This window comes from Pseudomonas entomophila, assembly GCF_029193575.1.
GTDB lineage: Bacteria > Pseudomonadota > Gammaproteobacteria > Pseudomonadales > Pseudomonadaceae > Aquipseudomonas > Aquipseudomonas entomophila_G.
On record NZ_JARGCS010000056.1, the window covers coordinates 582813 to 603664 of the forward strand.

22 protein-coding genes are annotated in these 20852 nt (G+C 68.3%); 8 read left to right on the plus strand and 14 right to left on the minus strand.

Translation table 11 applies throughout. The annotated features are described in order from the left end of the window. Positions 1-168 precede the first annotated feature (168 nt). The 7 genes from P0Y43_RS26420 (at position 169) to P0Y43_RS26450 (ending at position 6154) form a co-directional block, all read left to right on the plus strand. Complete coding sequence (locus tag P0Y43_RS26420) at positions 169-438, plus strand: accessory factor UbiK family protein (RefSeq protein WP_275640189.1); 270 nt, start codon at positions 169-171, stop codon at positions 436-438. A gap of 18 nt (positions 439-456) precedes the next feature. Then, positions 457-885 (plus strand): TOBE domain-containing protein, encoded by a 429-nt coding sequence (locus P0Y43_RS26425; RefSeq protein ID WP_275640190.1) that lies wholly within the window; start codon positions 457-459, stop codon positions 883-885. A gap of 134 nt (positions 886-1019) precedes the next feature. Then, positions 1020-1202, plus strand: a complete 183-nt coding sequence (locus P0Y43_RS26430; RefSeq protein ID WP_275640191.1) for a biotin/lipoyl-binding protein — start codon at positions 1020-1022, stop codon at positions 1200-1202. 95 nt (positions 1203-1297) lie between these two features. After that, the gene (locus P0Y43_RS26435; RefSeq protein WP_275640192.1) at positions 1298-2785 is read left to right on the plus strand and encodes a YifB family Mg chelatase-like AAA ATPase; all 1488 of its coding nucleotides are present in this window, start codon (positions 1298-1300) and stop codon (positions 2783-2785) included. Between the two features lie 171 nt (positions 2786-2956). Next, positions 2957-3214, plus strand: a complete 258-nt coding sequence (locus P0Y43_RS26440) for a DUF2790 domain-containing protein (RefSeq protein WP_275640193.1) — start codon at positions 2957-2959, stop codon at positions 3212-3214. Between the two features lie 31 nt (positions 3215-3245). Then, positions 3246-4262, plus strand: a complete 1017-nt coding sequence (locus P0Y43_RS26445; protein WP_275640194.1) for an alpha/beta hydrolase — start codon at positions 3246-3248, stop codon at positions 4260-4262. Between the two features lie 104 nt (positions 4263-4366). Next, positions 4367-6154, plus strand: coding sequence for a monovalent cation:proton antiporter-2 (CPA2) family protein (locus P0Y43_RS26450; protein ID WP_275640195.1), 1788 nt, complete (start codon positions 4367-4369; stop codon positions 6152-6154). Between the two features lie 35 nt (positions 6155-6189). Here the strand turns inward: P0Y43_RS26450 and P0Y43_RS26455 are convergent, their stop codons facing one another. From P0Y43_RS26455 to P0Y43_RS26480, 6 genes are all read right to left on the minus strand, one after another. Further along, positions 6190-7611 (minus strand): efflux transporter outer membrane subunit, encoded by a 1422-nt coding sequence (locus P0Y43_RS26455; RefSeq protein ID WP_275640196.1) that lies wholly within the window; start codon positions 7609-7611, stop codon positions 6190-6192. Further along, on the minus strand, positions 7608-8483 hold the full coding sequence (locus P0Y43_RS26460) for an efflux RND transporter periplasmic adaptor subunit (protein ID WP_275640197.1): 876 nt from the start codon (positions 8481-8483) through the stop codon (positions 7608-7610). The genes P0Y43_RS26455 and P0Y43_RS26460 overlap by 4 nt, the downstream gene beginning before the upstream one ends. Further along, positions 8480-8692 (minus strand): DUF1656 domain-containing protein, encoded by a 213-nt coding sequence (locus P0Y43_RS26465; protein ID WP_054902446.1) that lies wholly within the window; start codon positions 8690-8692, stop codon positions 8480-8482. Before P0Y43_RS26465 ends, P0Y43_RS26460 begins: the two co-directional genes overlap by 4 nt. Then, positions 8689-10776 carry an FUSC family protein gene (locus P0Y43_RS26470; protein WP_275640198.1) on the minus strand — a complete coding sequence of 696 codons (2088 nt, stop codon included), beginning with the start codon at positions 10774-10776 and terminating at the stop codon, positions 8689-8691. The genes P0Y43_RS26465 and P0Y43_RS26470 overlap by 4 nt, the downstream gene beginning before the upstream one ends. Further along, complete coding sequence (locus tag P0Y43_RS26475) at positions 10773-11210, minus strand: MarR family winged helix-turn-helix transcriptional regulator (RefSeq protein WP_275640199.1); 438 nt, start codon at positions 11208-11210, stop codon at positions 10773-10775. The genes P0Y43_RS26470 and P0Y43_RS26475 overlap by 4 nt, the downstream gene beginning before the upstream one ends. 153 nt (positions 11211-11363) lie before the next feature. Beyond that, positions 11364-12176 carry a tetratricopeptide repeat protein gene (locus tag P0Y43_RS26480; protein ID WP_275640200.1) on the minus strand — a complete coding sequence of 271 codons (813 nt, stop codon included), beginning with the start codon at positions 12174-12176 and terminating at the stop codon, positions 11364-11366. A gap of 206 nt (positions 12177-12382) precedes the next feature. On the opposite strand from P0Y43_RS26480, the gene P0Y43_RS26485 reads away from it, so the two are divergent. Beyond that, positions 12383-12937 carry a WYL domain-containing protein gene (locus tag P0Y43_RS26485; protein WP_275640201.1) on the plus strand — a complete coding sequence of 185 codons (555 nt, stop codon included), beginning with the start codon at positions 12383-12385 and terminating at the stop codon, positions 12935-12937. 52 nt (positions 12938-12989) lie between these two features. Here P0Y43_RS26485 and P0Y43_RS26490 read toward each other — a convergent pair whose 3' ends face one another. The 8 genes from P0Y43_RS26490 to P0Y43_RS26525 all read right to left on the minus strand — a co-directional run bounded on the left by P0Y43_RS26490 (position 12990) and on the right by P0Y43_RS26525 (position 20836). Next, complete coding sequence (locus P0Y43_RS26490) at positions 12990-13853, minus strand: ABC transporter permease (protein WP_275640202.1); 864 nt, start codon at positions 13851-13853, stop codon at positions 12990-12992. Between the two features lie 12 nt (positions 13854-13865). Then, positions 13866-14729 carry an ABC transporter ATP-binding protein gene (locus P0Y43_RS26495; protein WP_275640203.1) on the minus strand — a complete coding sequence of 288 codons (864 nt, stop codon included), beginning with the start codon at positions 14727-14729 and terminating at the stop codon, positions 13866-13868. A gap of 6 nt (positions 14730-14735) precedes the next feature. Further along, on the minus strand, positions 14736-15755 hold the full coding sequence (locus P0Y43_RS26500; RefSeq protein ID WP_275640204.1) for an ABC transporter substrate-binding protein: 1020 nt from the start codon (positions 15753-15755) through the stop codon (positions 14736-14738). Positions 15756-15773: 18 nt separating this feature from the next. Continuing rightward, entirely contained in the window at positions 15774-16673 is a 900-nt protein-coding gene (locus P0Y43_RS26505; protein WP_275640205.1) for a TauD/TfdA dioxygenase family protein, read from the minus strand. 276 nt (positions 16674-16949) lie between these two features. Then, positions 16950-18086 carry an alginate O-acetyltransferase AlgX-related protein gene (locus P0Y43_RS26510; RefSeq protein ID WP_275640206.1) on the minus strand — a complete coding sequence of 379 codons (1137 nt, stop codon included), beginning with the start codon at positions 18084-18086 and terminating at the stop codon, positions 16950-16952. Positions 18087-18095: 9 nt separating this feature from the next. Beyond that, a complete protein-coding gene (locus P0Y43_RS26515; protein ID WP_275640207.1) occupies positions 18096-19511 on the minus strand; it encodes an MBOAT family O-acyltransferase in 1416 nt (471 codons plus the stop codon). A 9-nt stretch (positions 19512-19520) separates the two neighbouring features. Further along, on the minus strand, positions 19521-20177 hold the full coding sequence (locus tag P0Y43_RS26520) for an alginate O-acetyltransferase AlgF (RefSeq protein ID WP_275640208.1): 657 nt from the start codon (positions 20175-20177) through the stop codon (positions 19521-19523). After that, a complete protein-coding gene (locus P0Y43_RS26525; RefSeq protein ID WP_275640209.1) occupies positions 20177-20836 on the minus strand; it encodes an SGNH/GDSL hydrolase family protein in 660 nt (219 codons plus the stop codon). The genes P0Y43_RS26520 and P0Y43_RS26525 overlap by 1 nt, the downstream gene beginning before the upstream one ends. Between the last annotated feature and the right edge of the window lie 16 nt (positions 20837-20852).

The window sequence follows — 20852 nt, forward strand, 5'->3', positions numbered from 1 at the left end:
CGCGAGCAGTTGCGGTTTGGCCAGTCGCCATCAATGGAAACATGCACAACTTCGGTGCATGACGCACCCCGACCTTGCTCAAAAAGCGTGCAGCCCTGACCCCGCCGAGGCCCCATGATGCAGCGTGCTACACTGCGCTCCTTTCACGACTCAAGGACCCGCCGACCCATGCTCGCGCCAAAAGCCTTTCTCGATGCCCTGAGCGACCAGGCCTCGCGCCTGTTCAGCGGCGACACTGCGCAGCCGCGCGCCGAACTCGAAAGCCAGTTCAAAGTGCTGATGCAAGGTGCCTTCAGCAAGCTGGACCTGGTCAGCCGGGACGAATTCGACAGCCAGATGGTGGTCCTAGCGCGCACCCGCGCCCGCCTGGAAGCCCTGGAGCAGCAAGTGGCCGCGCTGGAAGCGCGGCTGGCACCGGCAGACCCCGAACAACAATAGCGACACGGAGTGTTCCCTATGAAAGTCAGTGCACGTAACGTTTTCGAAGGTACCGTCAGCGCCGTCCAGCCGGGCGCCGTGAATGCCGAGGTCGAGCTGACCCTGGGCGGTGGCGAGAAGCTGGTGGCGGTGGTCACCATGACCAGCCTGCACAACCTGAACATCAACGTCGGCAAGCAGGCCGTGGCGCTGGTCAAGGCGCCCTGGGTGGTGCTGATGACCGATGCCGACGGTTATCGCCTGTCGGCGCGCAACGCGCTGCAAGGTGAAGTGGTGCGCGTGGGCGACGGCGCGGTGAATGCCGAGGTGGTGCTGAAGCTGGCCGGTGGCACCGAGGTGTTCGCCATCGTCACCCGCGAGGCCGTGCAGGAGCTGGGCCTGGCCCCGGGCGTGAAGGCCACGGCGCTGATCAAGGCGTCGCACATCCTCCTCGGCGCGCGGCCCTGAGGCGACGGAGTCGGCCCTATGGCGGGGCAAGTCGGATCGCCATAGGGCCATCAGCAACACCCACGCTATCAATTCCTCCTCTCGATGGCTGCTCTGGCCCAAGCGACGACACCGCGCAGCCAGGCTGGGTCCGCGTGGAGCCGCGCCTGCAGGAGCAACGCCTGGGGCGGGTCGGGCGCCTCCAGGCGGTCGAGCAGGTGACCCTGGCCGCACCGTTCGACGGCCTGCTCGCCGAGGTGCGGGTGCATGAGGGGCAGCGCGTCACGCAAGGCCAGGCGCGGGGTGGGTGGAGGTGCCTGCGTCGTAGCCGCCGGTAAAACCCCGACGCACTCTTCCCCGCGCGCCTGCGCCTGACGCTTCTATCCTTGCAAGGCCGCAGGACGCGGCCCTTGCAAGCGACCACGGAGTGTCCATGTCCCTCGCCCTTGTCCACAGCCGCGCCCAGGTGGGCGTGCAAGCCCCCGCCGTCAGCGTCGAAACCCACCTGGCCAACGGCCTGCCCAACCTCACCCTGGTCGGCCTGCCGGAGACCACGGTGAAGGAGAGCAAGGACCGGGTGCGCAGCGCCATCGTCACTTCCGGCCTGGACTACCCGGCCCGGCGCATCACCCAGAACCTCGCCCCCGCCGACCTGCCCAAGGATGGCGGGCGCTACGACCTGGCCATCGCCCTGGGCATCCTCGCCGCCAACGGTCAGGTGCCGGTGGCGCCGCTGGCCGAGCTGGAGTGCCTGGGCGAGCTGGCGTTGTCCGGCAGCCTGCGCCCGGTGCAGGGCGTGCTGCCTGCCGCGCTGGCGGCACGGGACGCGGGGCGGGCGCTGGTGGTGCCACGCGAGAACGCCGAGGAGGCCAGCCTCGCCAGTGGGCTGGTGGTGTATGCGGTGGGCCACTTGCTGGAGCTGGTGGCCCACCTGAACGGCCAGGTGCCGCTGCCGCCCTACGCGGCCAATGGCCTGCTGCTCAAGCACCGACCGTACCCTGACCTCAGCGAGGTGCAGGGCCAGCTGGCGGCCAAGCGCGCGTTGCTGGTGGCCGCCGCCGGGGCGCACAACCTGCTGTTCACCGGCCCGCCCGGCACCGGCAAGACCCTGCTCGCCAGCCGCCTGCCCGGGCTGCTGCCGCCGCTGGACGAACGCGAGGCGCTGGAGGTGGCGGCGATTCAGTCGATCACCGGCCACACACCGCTCAGCAGTTGGCCGCAGCGGCCCTTCCGCCACCCTCACCACTCGGCTTCGGGCCCTGCATTGGTGGGCGGTGGCAGCCGTCCGCAACCCGGCGAGATCACCCTGGCGCACCACGGGGTGCTGTTTCTCGACGAGTTGCCGGAGTTCGAGCGGCGCGTGCTGGAGGTGCTGCGCGAGCCGTTGGAGTCCGGGGAGATCGTGGTGGCGCGGGCCAAGGACAAGGTGCGCTTTCCGGCGCGTTTCCAGCTGGTGGCGGCGATGAACCCTTGCCCGTGCGGCTACCTGGGCGACCCGAGCGGGCGCTGCCGTTGCGCCACCGAGCAGATCCAGCGCTACCGCAACAAACTGTCCGGGCCTTTGCTCGACCGCATCGACCTGCACCTGACCGTGGCCCGGGAAAGCACCTTGCTCAACCACCAGCCCAGCGGCGAGACCAGCGCCAACGTGGCCTGCCAGGTGGCGCAGGCGCGTGAGGTGCAGCAGCGCCGCCAGGGGTGCGCCAATGCCTTTCTCGACCTGAAGGGCTTGCGCGCGCATTGCGCGCTGGAGGCGGTGGACCAAACCTGGCTGGAAGCCGCGTGCGAACGCCTGAACCTATCGCTGCGGGCAGCGCATCGGTTGCTGAAGGTGGCGCGCACGTTGGCCGATCTGGCACGGGCCGAGCGCATCGAGCGGGCACACCTGGCCGAGGCATTGCAGTACCGGCCAGGGTCCTGAGGGGCGCGGCCGGCCCTATCGACCCACGATGGCCACCCCACATCCCCAATACACCCCTTCAATCCCAACGATAGCTGAAATATATTTTGTGCACTAAATATTATCGCGCAATATAAACCTCAAGCAGCAAGCAGTCGCTGATCCCCACACCCAATACCCTGGAGAACGATCATGACCACCCTTCGCACCCTCTTCGCCATCGCCACCCTGACCGTCGGCACCAGCGTCACCGCCTTCGCCCAGACCACCGAAGCCACCCCCTACCGCTACGGCATGAACCTGGACATCGCCCAAGTGATCGCCGTCGATGCCCCTGCCGGCGCCAAAGGCCACGCCAGTACCGCCACCCTGACCTACCGCGACAGCAGCGGCCAGGTGCAGAAAGTCAGCTACATCCGCCCGAACACCACCGCCGCCAACCAAAACTGATCACCGGCCCGACCGCAGAGGAGCTTGAACCATGAAACTGTCCCGCACCCTGACCGCCGGCCTGCTGGCCCTTGCCGTCAACAGCGCCTTCGCCGCCGGCAGCCCCGGCGTGGAACACACCACCCAAGGCTTCCTCGAGGCCCTGGCGGCCGGGGGCGGCAAGCCACTGGAGACCCTCTCGCCCAAGGATGCCCGCACCGTGCTCACCGGCGCCCAGGCCAGCGTGAAGGTGGACCTCTCCGGTATCCGCGTCGAGCGCCGCACCCTCCAGGTCGACGGCCAGTCGCTGGAGATCCGCGTGGTGCGCCCGGAAGGCGCGAAGGGTGACCTGCCGGTGTTCATGTTCTTCCACGGCGGTGGCTGGGTGCTGGGCGACTACCCAACCCACGAGCGTTTGATCCACGACCTGGTGGTTGGCTCCGGCGCCGCGGCGGTCTACGTCGACTACACCCCCTCGCCTGAGGCCAAGTACCCCACGGCGATCAACCAGGCCTACGCCGCCACCCGCTGGGTCGCCGAGCATGGCAAGGAGATCGGCGTCGATGGCAGCCGCTTGGCGGTGGCCGGCAACAGCGTCGGCGGCAACATGGCCGCGGTGGTGGCGATCAAGGCCAAGGAGGCCGGCACGCCGAAGCTGCGCTTCCAGGCGCTGCTGTGGCCGGTGACCGACGCCAACTTCAACAACGGCTCCTACAACCAGTTCGCCGAGGGGCATTTCCTGACGCGCAACATGATGCAGTGGTTCTGGGACAACTACACCACCGACGCCCGGCAGCGCGACGACATCCACGCCTCGCCCCTGCGCGCCACGCTGGAGCAGTTGAAAGGCCTGCCGCCAGCGTTGGTGCAAACCGCCGAGATGGACGTGCTGCGCGACGAAGGCGAAGCCTACGCCCGCAAGCTGGACGCCGCCGGGGTGCCGGTGACCGCCGTGCGCTACAACGGCATGATCCACGACTTCGGCCTGCTCAACGTGCTAGGCCAGGTGCCTGGCACCCGCAGCGCGATGGACCAGGCCGCCCAGGCCCTGAAACTGCACCTCAAGTAAGGACGACACCACCTCCTGTGGAGCGGGCTCGCCCGCTCCCACAGTTGTTTCCCACGGGCCTTGGGAACGAGAATGCCGGACCTACGCCCCCACGGAGCCCCCCGATGCCACACGAAGGCAGCCTCCTGCAAACCGCGGTGATCTTCCTGCTCGCCGCCGTCGTCGCCGTTCCCCTCGCCAAACGCCTGCAACTGGGCGCGGTGATCGGCTACCTGCTGGCCGGCGTGGCCATCGGCCCACAAGCCCTGGGCCTGGTGCGCGACACCCAGAGCGTGGCGCACATCTCCGAGCTGGGCGTGGTCCTGCTGCTGTTCATCATCGGCCTGGAGCTCTCGCCCCGGCGCCTGTGGCTGATGCGCAAAGCCGTGTTCGGCGTGGGCCTGGCCCAGGTGCTGCTGACCGGCGCGGTGATCGGCGCCATCGCCGTGTTCGGCTTCGCCCAGGCCCTTCCGGCGGCGCTGGTGCTCGGCCTGGGCCTGGCGCTGTCGTCCACCGCCCTGGGCCTGCAGAGCCTGGCCGAGAACAAGCAGCTCAACGCCCCGCATGGGCGCCTGGCGTTCGCCATCCTGCTGTTCCAGGACATCGCCGCGATCCCCCTGATCGCCCTGGTGCCGCTGCTGGCGGCGGGTGGACCGGACACCAGCCACGGCGACAGCCTCGAACATGGCCTGCGGGTGTTCGCCAGCATCGCCATCGTCATCGTCGGCGGCCGCTACCTGCTGCGCCCGCTGTTTCGCATCGTCGCCCGCACCGGCCTGCCGGAGGTGTCCACCGCCACCGCGCTGCTCGTGGTGATCGGCACCGCCTGGCTGATGGAAGAGGCCGGCATCTCCATGGCCCTGGGTGCGTTCCTCGCCGGCCTGCTGCTGGCGGACTCCGAATACCGCCACGAACTGGAGTCGCAGATCGAGCCGTTCAAAGGCCTGCTGCTGGGGTTGTTCTTCATCAGCGTCGGCATGGGTGCCAACCTGCGCCTGCTGCTGGAAGCACCGGGGCTGTTGCTGGGCCTGACCCTGCTGCTGGTGGCGGTGAAGCTGCCGCTGCTGATGCTGGTGGGCCGTGCGGCCGGTGGGCTCAACCGCCTCAGCGCCCTGCGCCTGGGCCTGGTGCTGGCCGCGGGCGGCGAGTTCGCCTTCGTGGTGTTCAAGCTGGGCAAGGACCAGGGCCTGTTCGACGCCTTCACCTACGACCTGCTGCTGATGACCATCACCTTGTCGATGGCCCTGACGCCCCTTCTGGTGCTGACCTGCACACGCCTGGCCAAGCGCCCGGCGGTGGCCCGCGAGGTGCCGGAGCAATACCGCACCATCGACGCCGAAACGCCGCGCGTGGTGATCATTGGCATAGGCCGCATGGGCCAGATCGTCGCGCGTATCCTGCGCGCGCAGAAGGTGCCGTTCATTGCCCTGGACACCTCGGTGGACGCCATCGAGATGACCCGCAGCTTCGAGCAGGCCCCGGTGTTCTACGGCGACCCGCTGCGGCCGGAGGTGCTGCAGGCGGCCAAGGTCGGCGAAGCGGAGTATTTCGTCATCACCAGCGACGACCCCGAGGCCGCGACCCGCCTCGCCGAGCGGGTCAAGCAGCAGTACCCGCACCTGAAGGTGCTCGCCCGCGCGCGCAACCGCCAGCATGCGCACAATCTGCTGGATGCCGGCGCCGAGCCGATCCGCGAGACGTTCCATTCGAGCCTGGAAATGAGCCGGCTGACGTTGATTGGGTTGGGGCTGAGCGAGGCGCAGGCGGCGGACCGCATCCGCCGGTTCAGCGAGCATGACCAGCAGGTGCTGGAGGCCCAGGGGTTGGTGCGCGATGACCGGGCCAAGGTGATGCAGACGGCCAAGGAGGCGCGGGTGGAGCTGGCGCGGTTGTTCGAGTCGGATCAGGATTGACGAGGGGCGATGGCGTCAACCGAGGCCCCACGGTCTCACGGTTTCACCGCCGCCGCCTTCCACCCGCCCCCCAACGCCAGGAACACCCCGATCTGCCCCATGGCCACTTGGGTATTCGCCGCCGCCAACTGCGCACGCATGTCGGTGTAGGTGCGCGTGGCCTGCAAATCGGCCAGGAACGACTCACGCCCCACCTGATAACGCCGGTGCGTCTGCTCGGCCGACGCCTTCGCCGAGCGCTCCGCTTCGGCCAGCGCGTCGCGCCGCTCCAGTAACGCGCTGTACTGCGCCAGGCGGGTCTGCGTCTCGCGAATGGCGTTCAGCACCACCCCGTCGAAATGCGCCAGCGCCGCCTGGGTCGAGGCCTCGGCCTCGCGGATGCGCGCGCGCGTGCCGTTGGTGGGCATGCTCCAACTCACCAGCGGGCCGAAGCCCCAGCGATTGGTGGACGGCTCGCCCAGGTTCTCAAGAATACCGATGGTGCCGACCTGGGCCCCGAAGCTGACGTTCGGGTACAGCGCGCCGGTGGCCACACCGATGGTCGCGGTGGCGGCGGCCAGCTGGCGCTCGGCCTGGCGCACGTCCGGGCGGCGCTTGAGCAGGGCGGCACCGTCGCCGACCGGAATCAACTGCGCCAGATGCGGCAGCTCGGCGCACTCGGCGGTGCCAGCGGGCAACTGCTCGACCGGCGTGGCCAGCAGCGCGGCGAGGGTGTACAGGCCCGCCTCGCGCTCGGCCTGGAAGCGCGGCAGCTCGGCGCGCAGGGATTTGAACTGGGTCTGCGTGCGCGTCACCTGGGTGTCGTCGCCACGGCCAGCGTCGCGCAGGCGCTGGGTCAACGTGACGCTCTGCTCCTGCAAACCCAGCGACGCGCGGGCGATGTGGTACTCCTCGTTGGCCGAGCACACCTGGGTGTAGGCCTTGACCACGTCGGCCACCAGGGTGATGCGCGCGGTGTCGGCAGCGGCCTGCACCGCGTCGGCGTTGGCCTGGGCGGCCTCGGTGCCGCGCTTGAAGGTACCCCACAGGTCGAACTGGTACGAGGCGCTGAGGATCGCCTCGCCGATATTGGCCACCGGTACTTTCTCCGGCAGCAGGAAGGCTTCGCCGGATTCCTGCAAGCGCTGGGCGCCGGCCTTGGCACCGGCGTCGAAACCGCCCTGCGCATCGGCCACCTCGACCTGGGCGCGGGCCTTGGCAATGTTGGCGGCGGCCACGCGCAGCTCACTATTGGCGGCCAGGGCCTGGCGCACCAGCGCGTTCAGGCGCGGGTCCTGGTACAGCTGCCACCAGTCTTGCGGCACCGGCGCCGACACCACGCTGCCAGCATCCTGGCGCAGCGGGCCGTTGAGGTCGCCGCGCTGGATTGCCGCGTCCTTGGGCACTTCGTAGTCCGGCCCGACCATCGCGCAGGCGCCAAGCGACAGCGCCAGCCCCACCAACACCAGGCGTTTCATGGCCGCGGGCCCTCGATGATCGACACCGTCGCGGTGCGCCCGGCGATCATGCGAAAGTCCGCCGGCACCTCGTCGAAGGCGATGCGCACGGGGATGCGCTGGGCCAGGCGCACCCAGCTGAACGCCGGGTTGACGTTGGGCAGCAGGTTGGCGCCGCTGACCCGGTCGCGGTCCTCGATGCCGGCGGACAAACTCTCGACATGGCCACGCAGGCGGGTGTCGTCGCCCATCACGCGGATGTCCACGGCGTCGCCGATGTGGATGCCGCCAAGCTTGGTTTCCTCGAAGTAGCCATCGACGTGGTACGAGGCGCTGTCGACCACCGACAGCACCGGCCGCCCGGCGCTGACGAACTCGTGGGCGCGCGGGGCGCGGTCGTTGAGGTAGCCGTCCACCGGGCTGCGGATCACCGAGCGATCGAGGTTGAGCTGGGCGGTATCCACCGCCACCTGGGCCTCGCTCACCGCCGAGCGGGCACGGGCTTCGCGGGACTGGCTCTCTTCCAGTTGCTCGGCCGCCACCAGGTTGCCCAACTGCTTGTTGCGCCGCGCCTCGCGGGCCGCCTGGGCCAGGGTTTCCTGGCGCTCGGCAAGGGTCGCCTGGGCCTGGCGCAAGGCCAGGCCGAAGCGCTGCTGGTCGATGGTGAACAGCACGTCGCCGCGCTTGATCGGCTGGTTGTCGCGCACCTCGACCTGCTCGATCAGCCCGGAGACGTCCGGGGCGATCTGGATCACATCGGCGCGGATGTGGCCGTCGCGGGTCCACGGGGCGAACAGGTAGTACACGACCATCTGCCACACGAGCACGGCCGCGAAGGTCACCACCAGCAAGGTCAGGACCACGCGGCCCAAGGTCAACAACGGTTTTTTCATGGCAGCATCAGGCTTCGGCAAAAGTGGTCCACCGCGCCAAGCAGCACGGCGTAGAGGGCAACGTTGAACAACGCCCGGTGCCAGACCAGGCGGTAGAAATGCAGGCGCACCAGCACGGCGTGCACGCCCAGGAACAACAGGTAGGTGCAGAACATCATCACCAGCAGCGTGGGCAGGAACACCCCGCTGATATCCAGTTCACCGATCACAGCGGCGCTCCATCGATGCCCGGAGGCAGTTGCGGTTGTTCGGCGGGTTCGAGCATCACTTCCACGCCCGGCAGCAACGCCAGGCGCAAGCCGCTCAGCGCGTGCAGCAGATGCACCCGGGCATCGCCCCGGTCGTTCAGCTCATCCAGCACCAGCGCCTGGCGCGCGCGCTCCATGTTGCGCAACAGCGCCGCCGGTGCATGCAGGCGCTCGCCGGCGCGCAGGCACGCGGCGTAGTGCGCGCCGACCTCTTCGAGCACCGTGCGCAGGCGCTCGCGCGGCTGCGCACCAACACGCGGCAGGTAAGCCAGCAGGTCGAGCAGGTTCAGGCCCACGCGCAAATCGCGCAGGGCCACACCGCTGTCCTGACCGGTCTGCGACAGGCGCGGCAGGTGCTGCATCAGGCGGTCGAGCATCTGCACGCCGACCTGGCGCTGCTCGGCCAGGCTGGCCGGCTCGGTCATCTCGACGATGTCGCGCCAGGCGAAGCGGGTCATGCGCTTGGCCGCCAGCTCGACGCCGAACGGGCGCATCAGCAAGGTCCAGATGAAGGCGAACAGCAGCCCCACGGGGCCGGCCAGGTTGGCGTTGAGGAAGGTGAAGAAGTCGGCGTCGTAGGCGCCCTGGATGCTGATGAAGGTCGAGGTGTTGACGATCGTCAGCAAAGTGCCGAGGTAGAAGCGCGGCTGCACGGTGAGGGTGCCGACGCAGATGAACGGCACGGCGAAGGCCAGCACCAGCATGGCGAAGTCGTGCAGGTTGGGCAGTACCAGGAACAGGTAGACGCTGGAGAAGATCACCGACATCAGCGTCCAGAAGAAGAACCGGTAGATCTGCGGCGCCGGGTCGTCCATCGCGGCGAAGAAGCTGCAGGCCACGGCGGCGAGGATCACCGCGCTGGCGCCGTCGTTCCAGCCCAAGCCGATCCACAGGCCGCAGGCGACGATGATCGCGGTGACGGTGGAGAACACCGAGTAGAGCATCAGGCCACGGTCGAAGAAGGGTGTCAGGCGGCCCAGGCGCCAGTGGCGGTAGACCGCGCGCCAAGGCGTGGCGTCGTCCAGGCGCAGGGCGTGCTGCAGGGTGCAGCAGTCCTGCCACAGGTCGACCCATTCGGTGAGGCGGTAGAGGGCGTTGGACAGCAGCAACTGCGGGCGCTGGTCGAGGGCTTCGGCGCTCGGCCGCCGTTGTTCGATGCGTTCGCGCAGGGCGTTCCAGCGGGCTTCGGATGCACCTTCGGCGGTGCCCTTGAGCCACTCGCGGGCGGCCTCCAGCAGCGGCTGCACCTGGGCGAACTGGGCCGGCGCGCGGCCCTCCAGCGCGACCAGGGCATCGTCCAGGGCATCGATCACCGGCAGCAGGTGGATCATCCGCCCGCGCAGTTCGCGGGCGTTCTTGCGCGTATGCGGGCCGGCGCCTTCGTGGCCGAGCTGGCCGATCATCAGCTCCAGGCTGTTGAAGGTCGTGACCATCGAGCCGCGCAGGCCGCCGACCTTGTCGCCGGAGGCCTCGCGGGCCAGGTAGGTGTCGCTGTAGCGGATCGCCTCGGCGAACCAGTTGCCAGTGGCGCCGACCACCACCGGCGCCAGCCGGCGCGGCCAGAAGACCGCCCCGACCACCGCCGCGCAGACGATGCCCAGGCAGATTTCCTGGGCGCGGGAGGACGCCACGTCGAACACCGCCAGGGGGTTGTCGACCACCGCCAGGGCGATCATCGGCAGGGTGTAGCCGGCCAGCATCAACACATAGTTGTTGGCCGTGCGCAGGTTCAGCGAGAGGAACAGCAGGGTGCCGGTCCACAGGGCGATGGCCACACTCAAGAGCAATGGCGACTGCACCAGCGGCGGCACCAGGAAGATCGCCCCACCCGCGCCGAGCAGGGTGCCGAGGGCGCGGTACAGGGCTTTGGAACTGGTCGGGCCGACGAACGGGCTGGAGACGATGTACACCGTGGCCATCGCCCAGTAAGGGCGCGGCAGTTGCATGAGCAGGGCGATGTACAGGGCGATCATCGACGCGGCGAAGGTGCGCACGCCATAGAACCAGTCGCGGGCCGGCGGCACCGAGGAGAAGAACCCGTTCATGCCGACGCGCCCGCCTCTTCGAAGGCGCGGATCACCCGCAGGGTGGCTTCCAGATCGGCCTCGTCGATGCCGTGCAGCACCTCGCGGCGCAGGCGCACCAGTTCGCCTTCGATGGATTCGGCCAGGGTACGGCCAGCGGGGGTCAGGTTCAGGGCCTTGGCGCGTCGGTCGAGCGGGTCTTCGCTGCGGCACACCAGGCCGGCCTTGCACAGCTGGTCGAGCAGGCGCACCAGCGACGGGCTTTCCAGCCCGGCGGCCTGGGCCACGGCGACCTGGTGCACGCCATCGCCCAGGCGCACGATCATCAGCAACGGCACCGCGCAGGCCTCGGAGATGCCGTAGCCGGTCAGGGCCGCATGGCAGATGCGCCGCCAGTGACGGGCGGCGACGACCATGCCGCTGCTGATTTTCAGGTGCAGTGCGTCGAGGGACATGTGAGGGGTATCGGGCATATTCATAGTTTGCTAACTATCAATATACGCCTTGCCCCACCCCCGTCGTCAACCGGGAGCGATGAAGCGTGTGGATGAAAGGTTGTTCATGCGGGCCCTATCGCGGGGCAAGCGATAGGGCCACCGGCATCACCTTCAGGGCTGGATCTGATCTTCCAGTTTCATGGTCAACGCCAAGGTGCTGCCCAAGCCAATGGCCTGGTCGCGCCACGCCAGATAGCGCGCCCCATCGCGGCTGCTGAAATGCACCGCCAACTCCTCGGCCGCCTGCATCACCCCCGCCGCCGCCGCCAGTTCCAGCCAGTACAGCGCCGTCTTGAGGTCAGCCTCGACGTTCACCCCGTGCAGCAACCGGTAACCCACCTCGAAGCGACAACGCGCCTCGCTGCCCTGGGCGCCGCGCAGGAACCAGCGGTAGGCTTCGGCCAGGTCCACGTGCCACTCATGCTCGCCCTCGCACACCTCCTCCTCGTAGAGGTCGCCCAGCGCCGCCGCCGCGTGCGGCATGCCGCACTCGAACGCACGCTGGTAGCACTCGGCGGCGTTGCGGTAGGACACGTCCACACCCTTGCCGAAATAGTGCTGCTGCCCGAGGTTGAACCACGCCGCCGCATGGCCCTGCATGGCCGCCATGCGCAGCAGGTGACCGGCCAGGGCGGTGTCCGCACGCCAGTACTTGCCGTTGAGCCATACCCAGCCGAGGTCGTTGAGCGCCGCGACGTTGCCGTCCAGGGCCTGGCGCCGCAACTCGAGGTACAGCGCCTGCAAGTCGGCCGCTTCGTCCAGGCGCTCGACCAGGCCGAAGCGCTCGCCCGGCAGCGCATGCTGGCTGGGCATGCCGACGCCGGCGAACAGCCGATGCCGCCGCCCAGGCTGGGCCGGCGCCGGCACGATGCGCTCGGGCAGCAGGCGCGCGAGCAACGAATGGATATTGCTGGCAGCAGACATGTTCATCCTCATTGAACGGCCCACAGTTCCGACCTCGACTGTGATGAGGCGTGATTCTGCGCGATGACACGACAAAACCTGTCGCGGACGATTCGATTCAAGGCAACCCCGGCTGTCTTCCCTGATCTTTGCGCCATATGGCTAATTGCCACGCAACGCCTCTAGCGCCATGCTATTGCGGCAAGCCTAGACAAGGACGTTACCTTTTGCCGTTCGCCACCACCCGCGCCACCCTCAGCCGTCAGTGGGCGCTGTTGCGCCAGCTCCCCAGCCGTTCGCCAGGCGTCACCAGCGCCGAGTTGGTGTGGCGGTTGCGCGATGTCGGCTTCCACGTCAGCAAGCGTACGGTCGAGCGCGACCTCAACGAGCTGTCGCTGCTCTTTCCGCTGGAGCGCAACGACAAGAGCATCCCGTTCGGCTGGCACTGGTCGGCCGGTGCCGTGGGCGAGTTGCGCGGGAATTTCGACCTGCAGGGGTACTTGCGCGGGGACACCTTGCCGCCGGGGCCAGATGACGGGGTTGAGTTGCAGGCGTGGGTCAGCGATGGCCTGGCGCGTCAGTTGCGCGAGGCGCCGCTGACGGCGGACATGCAGCTCACGGCGCTGGAGCACGGGCACCGGTTGCGGGCGACGGTCAGCGATGGCGGGCCGTTGCGCGGGTGGGTGCTGGGGCAAGGGGATGGCGTGGTGGTGGAGCTGCCGCTGGGGTTGCGCGAGGAGATCGGGCGGATACTGGGCAATGCCGCGGCCCGGTATCGGTAGGTGTCCGCCGCGGCCCTATCGCGGGCTTGCTCCGCGATAGGGCCGCGGCAGATTAGCGCTGCATCCCCCAGCGCCGCACGGTCACCCGCTCCAGGGTATTGAATACCAACCCCTCCACCAGCAAGCCGATCAGGATCACCACCGCCAACCCGGCGAACACCTTGTCGGTGTACAGCTCGTTGCGGTTCTGGAAGATGTACCAACCCAACCCACCCTTGCCGCTGCTGGCGCCGAACACCAGCTCGGCGGCGATCAGCGTGCGCCAGGCGAACGCCCAGCCGATCTTCAGCCCCGAGAGAATCGACGGCAACGCCGCCGGCACCAGGATATGCAGCACCAGGCGCAGCCCGCGCAGGCCATAGTTGCGCCCCGCCATGCGCAGGGTTTCGGACACGCCGAGAAAGCCCGCATAGGTGTTCAGCGCCAGCGCCCACAGCACCGAGTGCACCAGCACGAAGATCAGGCTGTTGTCGCCCAGCCCGAACCACAGCAACGCCAACGGCAGCAGGGCGATGGCCGGCAGCGGGTTGAACATCGAGGTCAGCGTGCCGAGCAGATCGCGGCCCACCTGGGTGGACACCGCCAGGCTGGTCAGGGCGAAGGCCAGGACGATGCCCAGCACGTAGCCCTTGAGCAGCACCACCAGCGACACCCCGACCTTGGCCGGCAGCTCGCCGCTGAGCAGGCCGTCCCACAGGGCGCTGGCGGTTTGCAGGAAGCTCGGCAGCAGCAGGTCGTTGCCGGTGTAGCGGGCCACCGCCTCCCAGGCCGCGGCGAGCAGCACCAGGATCAGCGCCTTGCGCAGCCAGCCCTGCTGCCATAGGCGCTGGGCCAGCGGCAGCTCGCGCTCCACGGGGATGCCCGGCAGCGGTTCGAGCTGCACTTCGTATTCCTGCCGTACAGGTGTGGTGGTCATGGGGGGCTCCTGTCAGTAGGCGATGCGGATGTCGTTGAAGCCCAGGTCGACGGCCTGCTCGGGCTCGCCGGCTTCATCGAACAGCAGGCGGTGGATGCGCCGGGCGCTGGCCTGGAAGTCGGCGCCGCCGAGGCTGCCCAGGTCGTACTGGTGGCTGTGCACCTCGGCGCGCACCCGGCCCGGGTGCGGCGACAGCAGCAGGATGCGGTTGCCCACCACCAGCGCCTCCTCGATGGAGTGGGTGACGAACAGCAAGGTGAAGCGCACCTCCTCCCACAGCAGCAGCAACTCTTCCTGCATCTTGCGCCGGGTCAGGGCGTCCAGTGCGGCGAAGGGCTCGTCCATCAGCAGGATCTTCGGCTGCGTGGCCAGGGCGCGGGCGATCGCCACGCGCGCCTTCATGCCGCCCGAGAGGGTATGCGGATAGGCGTCGGCGAACGCTGCCAGGCCGACCTTTTCCAAGTAGTGCAAGGCGCGCTCCTCGGCCTCGGCACGCTTGAGCTGGCCCGACACCAGCAACGGGAACATCACGTTCTGCTTCACCGTCTTCCACGGCGGCAGTTGGTCGAACTCCTGGAACACCACGATACGGTCAGGGCCAGGGCCTTTGACCGGCTGGCCCTGCAACAGGATCTGTCCTTCGCGAGGCTCGATGAACCCGGCCACGGCCTTGAGCAAGGTCGACTTGCCACAGCCCGAAGGCCCAAGCAGCACGAAACGGTCGGCGTGGTCGACTTCGAAGCCGACCTGATGGGTGGCCCGCACCACGCGCTGCGCGGTGCGGTATTCGAGGCTGAGGTTGTCCACCTTCAGCAGCGGTGGCGTGGCGACACGGCTCAGGTTGCTGGCCGTGTGGCCTGGCAATGGGGCGGTCATCGGCGGTCAGCTCCCTTGCAGCGGGCGTTCGTCCTGGAAGAAGTAGTCCTTCCATGACGCCGGCTTGTTCTTGATCGCGCCCACCCGGTAGAGGAACTCGGCCAGCGGGTAGGTGTTCTTCGGCGTGACGCTGAATTCGTACTGCGGGTTGTCGATGATGCGGATCAGCGCGTCGCGGTCGATCTTGGCCTTGGTCACGCGGATGTAGGTATCGGCCGCGGCGGCCTTGTCCTTCTGCGCGAAGTCGGCGGCTTCGGCCAGCGCATCGACGAAGGCCTTGTAGGTCTTGGGGTTGTCGTTGCGGAATTTCTCGGTGGCGAACAGCAGCGTCGGCGAGTTGGGGCCGAGCAGGTCGTAGCTGTTGAGCACCACGTGCACGTTCTTGTTGGCCAGGGCCTGGTCCTGGAACGGCGGGTTGGAGAAGTGCCCGTTCAGCTCGGTGCCGCCGGCCAGCAGCGCGGCGGTGGCGTCGGGGTGCGGCACGGCCAGGGTGTACTTGTCGAGGCGGGCGTATTCCTTGTCGCCCCACTGCTTGGCAGCGGCGTATTGCAGGAAGCGCGACTGCACCGAGACGCCCACCGCGGGCACGGCGATGCGGTCTTTCTCGCTGATGTCGGCGATGGTCTTAACGTTCGGGTTGCTGCTGACCAGGTAGTACGGGAAGTTGCCCAGCGAGGCCACGGCCTTGACGTTCTGGCGGCCCTTGGTGCGGTCCCAGACGGTGAGCAGCGGGCCGACGCCGGCACCGGCGATATCCACCGAGCCGGACAACAGCGCGTCGTTGATCGCCGCGCCGCCAGAGAGCTGCGCCCAATCGACCTGGATGTCGATGCCCTGCGCCTTGCCGTGCTTCTCGATCAGTTGCTGGTCGCGCACCACGTTGAGCAGCAGGTAGACGATGCCGAACTGCTCGGCGATGCGGATCTGCCCTTCGGCCTGGGCCACGGCGGGCGCGGCGAGGCTGCCGACGATCAGGCTGGCGCCCAGGCCGATGCTGGCCGCCAGGCGGCTGATGGATTTACGCATGATGAGGTTCCTCAGTCGTCAGAACGGGGCATCGCCCTGGATGGTGGTTCGGTAGAGTTTGCGGCGCAGGTGCGCGGGGCAGCCGGCGGCCAGGTGGATCAGCGAGCGGTTGTCCCAGAACACCAGGTCGTGGGGCTGCCACTGGTGGCGGTAGATGTTCTGTCCGAGCACGCTCAGGGCGTACAGCTGTTGCAGGACGTCGCGGCTTTCGTCATCGGGCAGGCCGACGATGCGGGTGGTGAAGCCCTCGCTGACGAACAGCGCCTTGCGGCCGTTCTCCGGGTGCGTGCGCACCACCGGGTGGATGACCTCGTTGACCTGGGCCAGTTGCTCGGCGGTCAGGGTCGGGCGCCAGTTGCCTTCGAACTTGGTTTCCGAATAACGGGCCGTGTAGGAGTGCGCGGCGCTGCGGCCCTCGACGATCTTGCGCAGCGCGTCAGGGACGGCGTCCCAGGCCTTGTGCATGTCGGCGAACAGGGTGTCGCCGCCCTCGCTGGGCAGTTCCTGGGCATGCAGCATCGAGCCGAGGCTGGGAAGCGCCTTGTACGACAGGTCCGAGTGCCAGAACTTGCCGGCATCGCCCAGGCCAACGTTGCGACCATCTTCGATGATGTTGGAAACGATCAGGATCTCGGGGTGGCCTTCGAGCAGGAACTGCTTGAGCACGTGGATCTGCAACTCGCCGAAGCGGCGGCTGAAGGCGATGTGTTGTTCAGGGGTGATGCGTTGGTCGCGGAACACCAGGACGTGGTGGTCGAGGTGGGCGCGGTGGAGGGTGCGGAAATCTTCGGCGTTGACCGGTTGGGCCAGGTCGAGGCCGACGATCTCGGCGCCGACGGCACCGGCGAATGGGCGGATTTCGAAGGGTTGCGGCTGGGCGCTGTCGATGGACGACAAGGCGTTCGAGGCGGCGGACATGGTTCACTCCCACGCAGTGCGCGACGGTCAAAAGGGGCGCGCATCGATTCAGAAACGCACGGGGTTTACCCGTGTGGGTTCGAGTCGTGCGGCGCGCCGATTGGTCGGCAGGTACGCAGTGGAAGTGACTATAAAGGCATAAGAAAAATAATTTAAATACTGTTAGGGAATAACCATATGAAGGGGGGCGCTGCCTGTTCCGGCCTCATCGCGGGGCAAGCCCGCCCCTACAGCTACCCCACGTCTGCAGGAGCGCGCTTGCCCGCGACAGGGCCCTCAGGGCAACGGCAAATCGTCAGTGAACGGCTTCTGCAAGTCCCGCTCGTTAATTTCCCAGACCACCACCTGCGCCGGGGTCTGCTTGAATGCCTCGCTGGCGAAATACTCGCGCGCCGCGCCGGAGAACTCGCCCCCATCCTTGGCGAAGTTGCCAACCGCCGCCCTCAGCGCCTGTTCGAGGAACGGCGCGAAGTTGGAGTTGCGCGAGAACGAGGTGCCGATCAGCGCGACATTCGGCAGTTGGCTATCACCGAACAAATCATCCTCACTCCCTGCCGCCGCGTCCTGGGTCACCTCGAAATGCGACGGCGCCACCCGTTCGCCCGGCGGCTGCAAGCGCTCCGGCAACCAGTCCAGCCCCGCCAGCCGCACCAGGTCACCCGCGCGCCGCGCCTCGGGCGGCACGCTGCGCACCAGGTGCTGCGCCGGGCTCGGTGTCACGCCGGTGGCGCGCACCTGCTCGGCCGCCGCCTTGGCCGCCGCCTCGGCGCCCCGCTCGCTCCAGTGCGTGTCGGTGCGCAGGAAGCTCGCGCTGCCAATGGCCTGCATCGCCGCCGTCGGGTCGGCAGTGGCGATACCCGCCTGTTGCAACCGCGCCTTCCAGTGCGCCAAGCGCTCGGCCAGGGCCGGGGCGCGGGTCATGCCGCACAGCTTAGCGACGGCGATACGGCTCTTGTCCGGCACCAGCAGCACCACCAAGCGGATATTCCACGCCGCCAGCCAATCGCGCACGGCGACCACCTTGCGCGCACGGGCTTCGGCATTGGCCTCGGCATGCGGGTGGATGCGGGTCTCGTCGGCCAGGAACAACCAGCCCGGGCAACCGCTGCGCACCCGTGGCCCGGTGTCGCCAAGGGTCAGCCAGCTGAAGCCACGCTCCAGGTCCGCGGCATGCTTGGCCACCGACACGTGCGACAGCTCGCGGGCGATATGGTGGGTGATCTCGCCATCGCGCACGCCCTCCCAGCCCAGGTGCTCGGGCCACAGGTCGACCTTGCCGGTGAGCATCGCCCACAGGCAGGTGGTCAGCCCCAACAGCATGAAGCCGAACATCGCCAAGCCCGCCAGCGGGCTCAGGCGGATCATCATCGGGCTCGGCGGCACGGGGGCCAGGGACGGGTCTATCTTCGGCATGCTCGGCCCCTAGAACTGGAAGTAGAGAAACGGCACGGTCTCGCGGCTGGCGATCAGCGCGAACGACAGGGCAAAACCCAGCACCGGCCACAGCGCGCCCACCGCGCGAAACACCCACACCTCGCCGAAGCGCGCCTCGGCCCAGGGCTTGCACAGCGGCAACAGCAGGCACGCCACGCCCAGCGCCGCAGCGATGCCGTGGGCCGGGCGCAGGGTCGCGGCCAGCGCGTCGCCCAGGGCGAAGCCATGCAGGCCGAACTGGCCGGCATACATCTCCAGCGCGGTGGCGAAGTCCGGCGCGCGGAATAGCGTCCAGGCCAGGCACACGAACAACAGCGTCACGCTGTGCGCCAACCACGCCGGCAAGTCCGGCAAGCCGGCGCGGCTCCAGGCCCGGTCGATACACAGGGCGATGCCGTGGGCGGCGCCCCAGAGCAGGTAGTTCCAGCTGTCGCCGCCGTGCCACAGGCCGCCGATGGCCATGATCAGGAACAGGTTGCGGTAGGTCTTCCACACGCCGTGGCGGTTGCCGCCCAGGCCGATGTACAGGTAGTCGCGCAGCCAGCTCGACAGCGAGATGTGCCAGCGCCGCCAGAAGTCCTGGATGTTGCGCGCCCAGTACGGGTGGTTGAAGTTCTCCGGGAAGTGAAAGCCCAGCATCAACCCCAGGCCGATGGCCATGGCGCTGTAGCCGGCGAAGTCGAAGAACAGCTGCAGCGAGTACGCCAGGCACCCCACCCAGGCATCGACGAAGGACGGCTGCGCCTGGCCGAAGGCCACGCCCACCAGCGGCGACAGGCTGTCGGCCACCAGCACCTTCATGCTCATGCCGATCATGAAGCGCCGCGCCCCGAGGGCGAAGTTCAGCGGGTTGAAGTAGCGTTTGTTGAGCTCGGCGCGCACCCAGTCATAGCGAATGATCGGCCCGGCGATGGAGTGACCGAACATCGCCAGGTAGGTGGCGAAGTTGGCGAAGCTGCGCTCCACCGGCACCACCTTGCGGTGCACGTCCACCAGGTAGGAGATCACCTGCAGCACGATGAACGACAGGCCCGCCGGCAGCGCCACCTTTTGCCATTCGAACGGCATCGCGCCATGGGCGGTGAGCAGCTCGTTGAAGGTGGCGGCGAGGATGTTGGCGTACTTGTACCAGCACAGCACCAGGGTGTTGACCACGATCAGCGCGGCCAGCAGTCGCAGGCGCCGCCGCGAGGTGTCCGCGGTGCGCGCCAGCAACAGCCCGCCGACCCAGCCAAGCACCGTGAGCACCACGTGCAGCAGCAGGAACGCCGGGCTCAGCCAGCCATAGAACAACCAGCTGCCGATCAGCAGGACGTGGTTGCGCCCCCCGGGCCGCACCAACGCATACACCAGCATGAACGCCGGCAGGAACAGCACCAGAAACTCGAGCGAGGCGAAGACCATGGTCGTCCGTCAGTTGGCGAGGTTGTCACGGGCCTGGAACAGGCGCGGGCCTTGGGCGCTGGGCGCGAGGAACACGGTGTAGCGCTGGCCGGCGGCCAGTTGGCCGAGGTCCAGCGCTGCGCCGCTCGGGGCGCCGGCGCAGGTCAGCTGCACCGAAAGCTTCAGCGGGTTGATCGAGCGCCGCTGCGCGGTGCCGTCGGCCACGTCCTTGAAGATCGCCACGTTCTTGCCGGCCGAGGCCAGGCCCGGTTGGGCGCAGCTGGGGTCGAGGCTGTAGAACGCCAGCGAGGCCTTCAGCGCGTTGAAGTCGTCGGGCTGCTCGCGCACGGTCACCAGGCGCAGGCCCTTGGCCTCGGGCAGGCCGACCACGGTGGCGAACTCGCCGGGCGCGACGCTGACCTTCAGCGCCTGCTGCTGGCCGGCCAGCGCCAGCTGGCCTTCGATCGGCTTGCCGGCGGGCACGGTGAGGAAGTCCGACGCGCTGCCGGCAGGCAGCGACAGGCCGGCGCCGTTGCCGGCACTCAGGCGCAGCTCGGCGGCGCCGGCGTTGAAGAAGCGCAGGAACGCGGCGTCTTCGCTCGGGCCGGTCGGGTACAGCGGGATCTCCGCGGCCTGGGCGCCGCCCAGGCACAACAGCGCGGCCAGGCCGCCCACCAGGCGGCGCATCACTTGGCTCCCTTGAGGCTGCCGGCCGGCAGTTTGTCCATGGCCTCGACGATGCCGCTGGCCCAAGCCTTGTAGCCGGCGATGGTGAAGTGCTGGCCGTCGGTGGTCACCCACTGGCCAGGCTTGGACATCGTCAGCGAGTCGACGTAGGTGCACGGCGCCACATTGGCGGCGAGGAACTGCGACATCAGCTGGGTGCGCTGGTCGTTCTTCTTGTACATGCCGCCGACCTTGCCCCAGGCCGGGCCGACCCACACGCACTGGGTGCCGGTCTCGGCGATGGCCTTGGTCAGGCCAGTGACGCTTTGCCAGGCCCAGGCCTTGGGGAAGGCGGGCTTGTCGTAGCTGGCCATGGTGTCGCCGATCACCAGCACCACCACGTCGGGCTTGTGCTTGGCGATCAGCTCCTTGATCGGCGTGGTGGTGGCTTCGCGGCCCTTGATCTGGATCTTGCCGGTGTCCTTGAGCTCGGCGCCGCAATCGACCTTCTTGGTCACCAGCCAGTCGGCGGCGCTGGCACCGCAGGCGCCGATCGAATAGGCATGCCCGCCCTTGGCGACGATCGCGGCATTGAGTGGCTCGGTCAGGTGGTCGGCCAGGCTCATGTGGCTTTCGCCGAGCACCAGCATGGAGAGGCCGGCAATTGCAGAAGCAGGCATGGTGAAACTCCCGAAA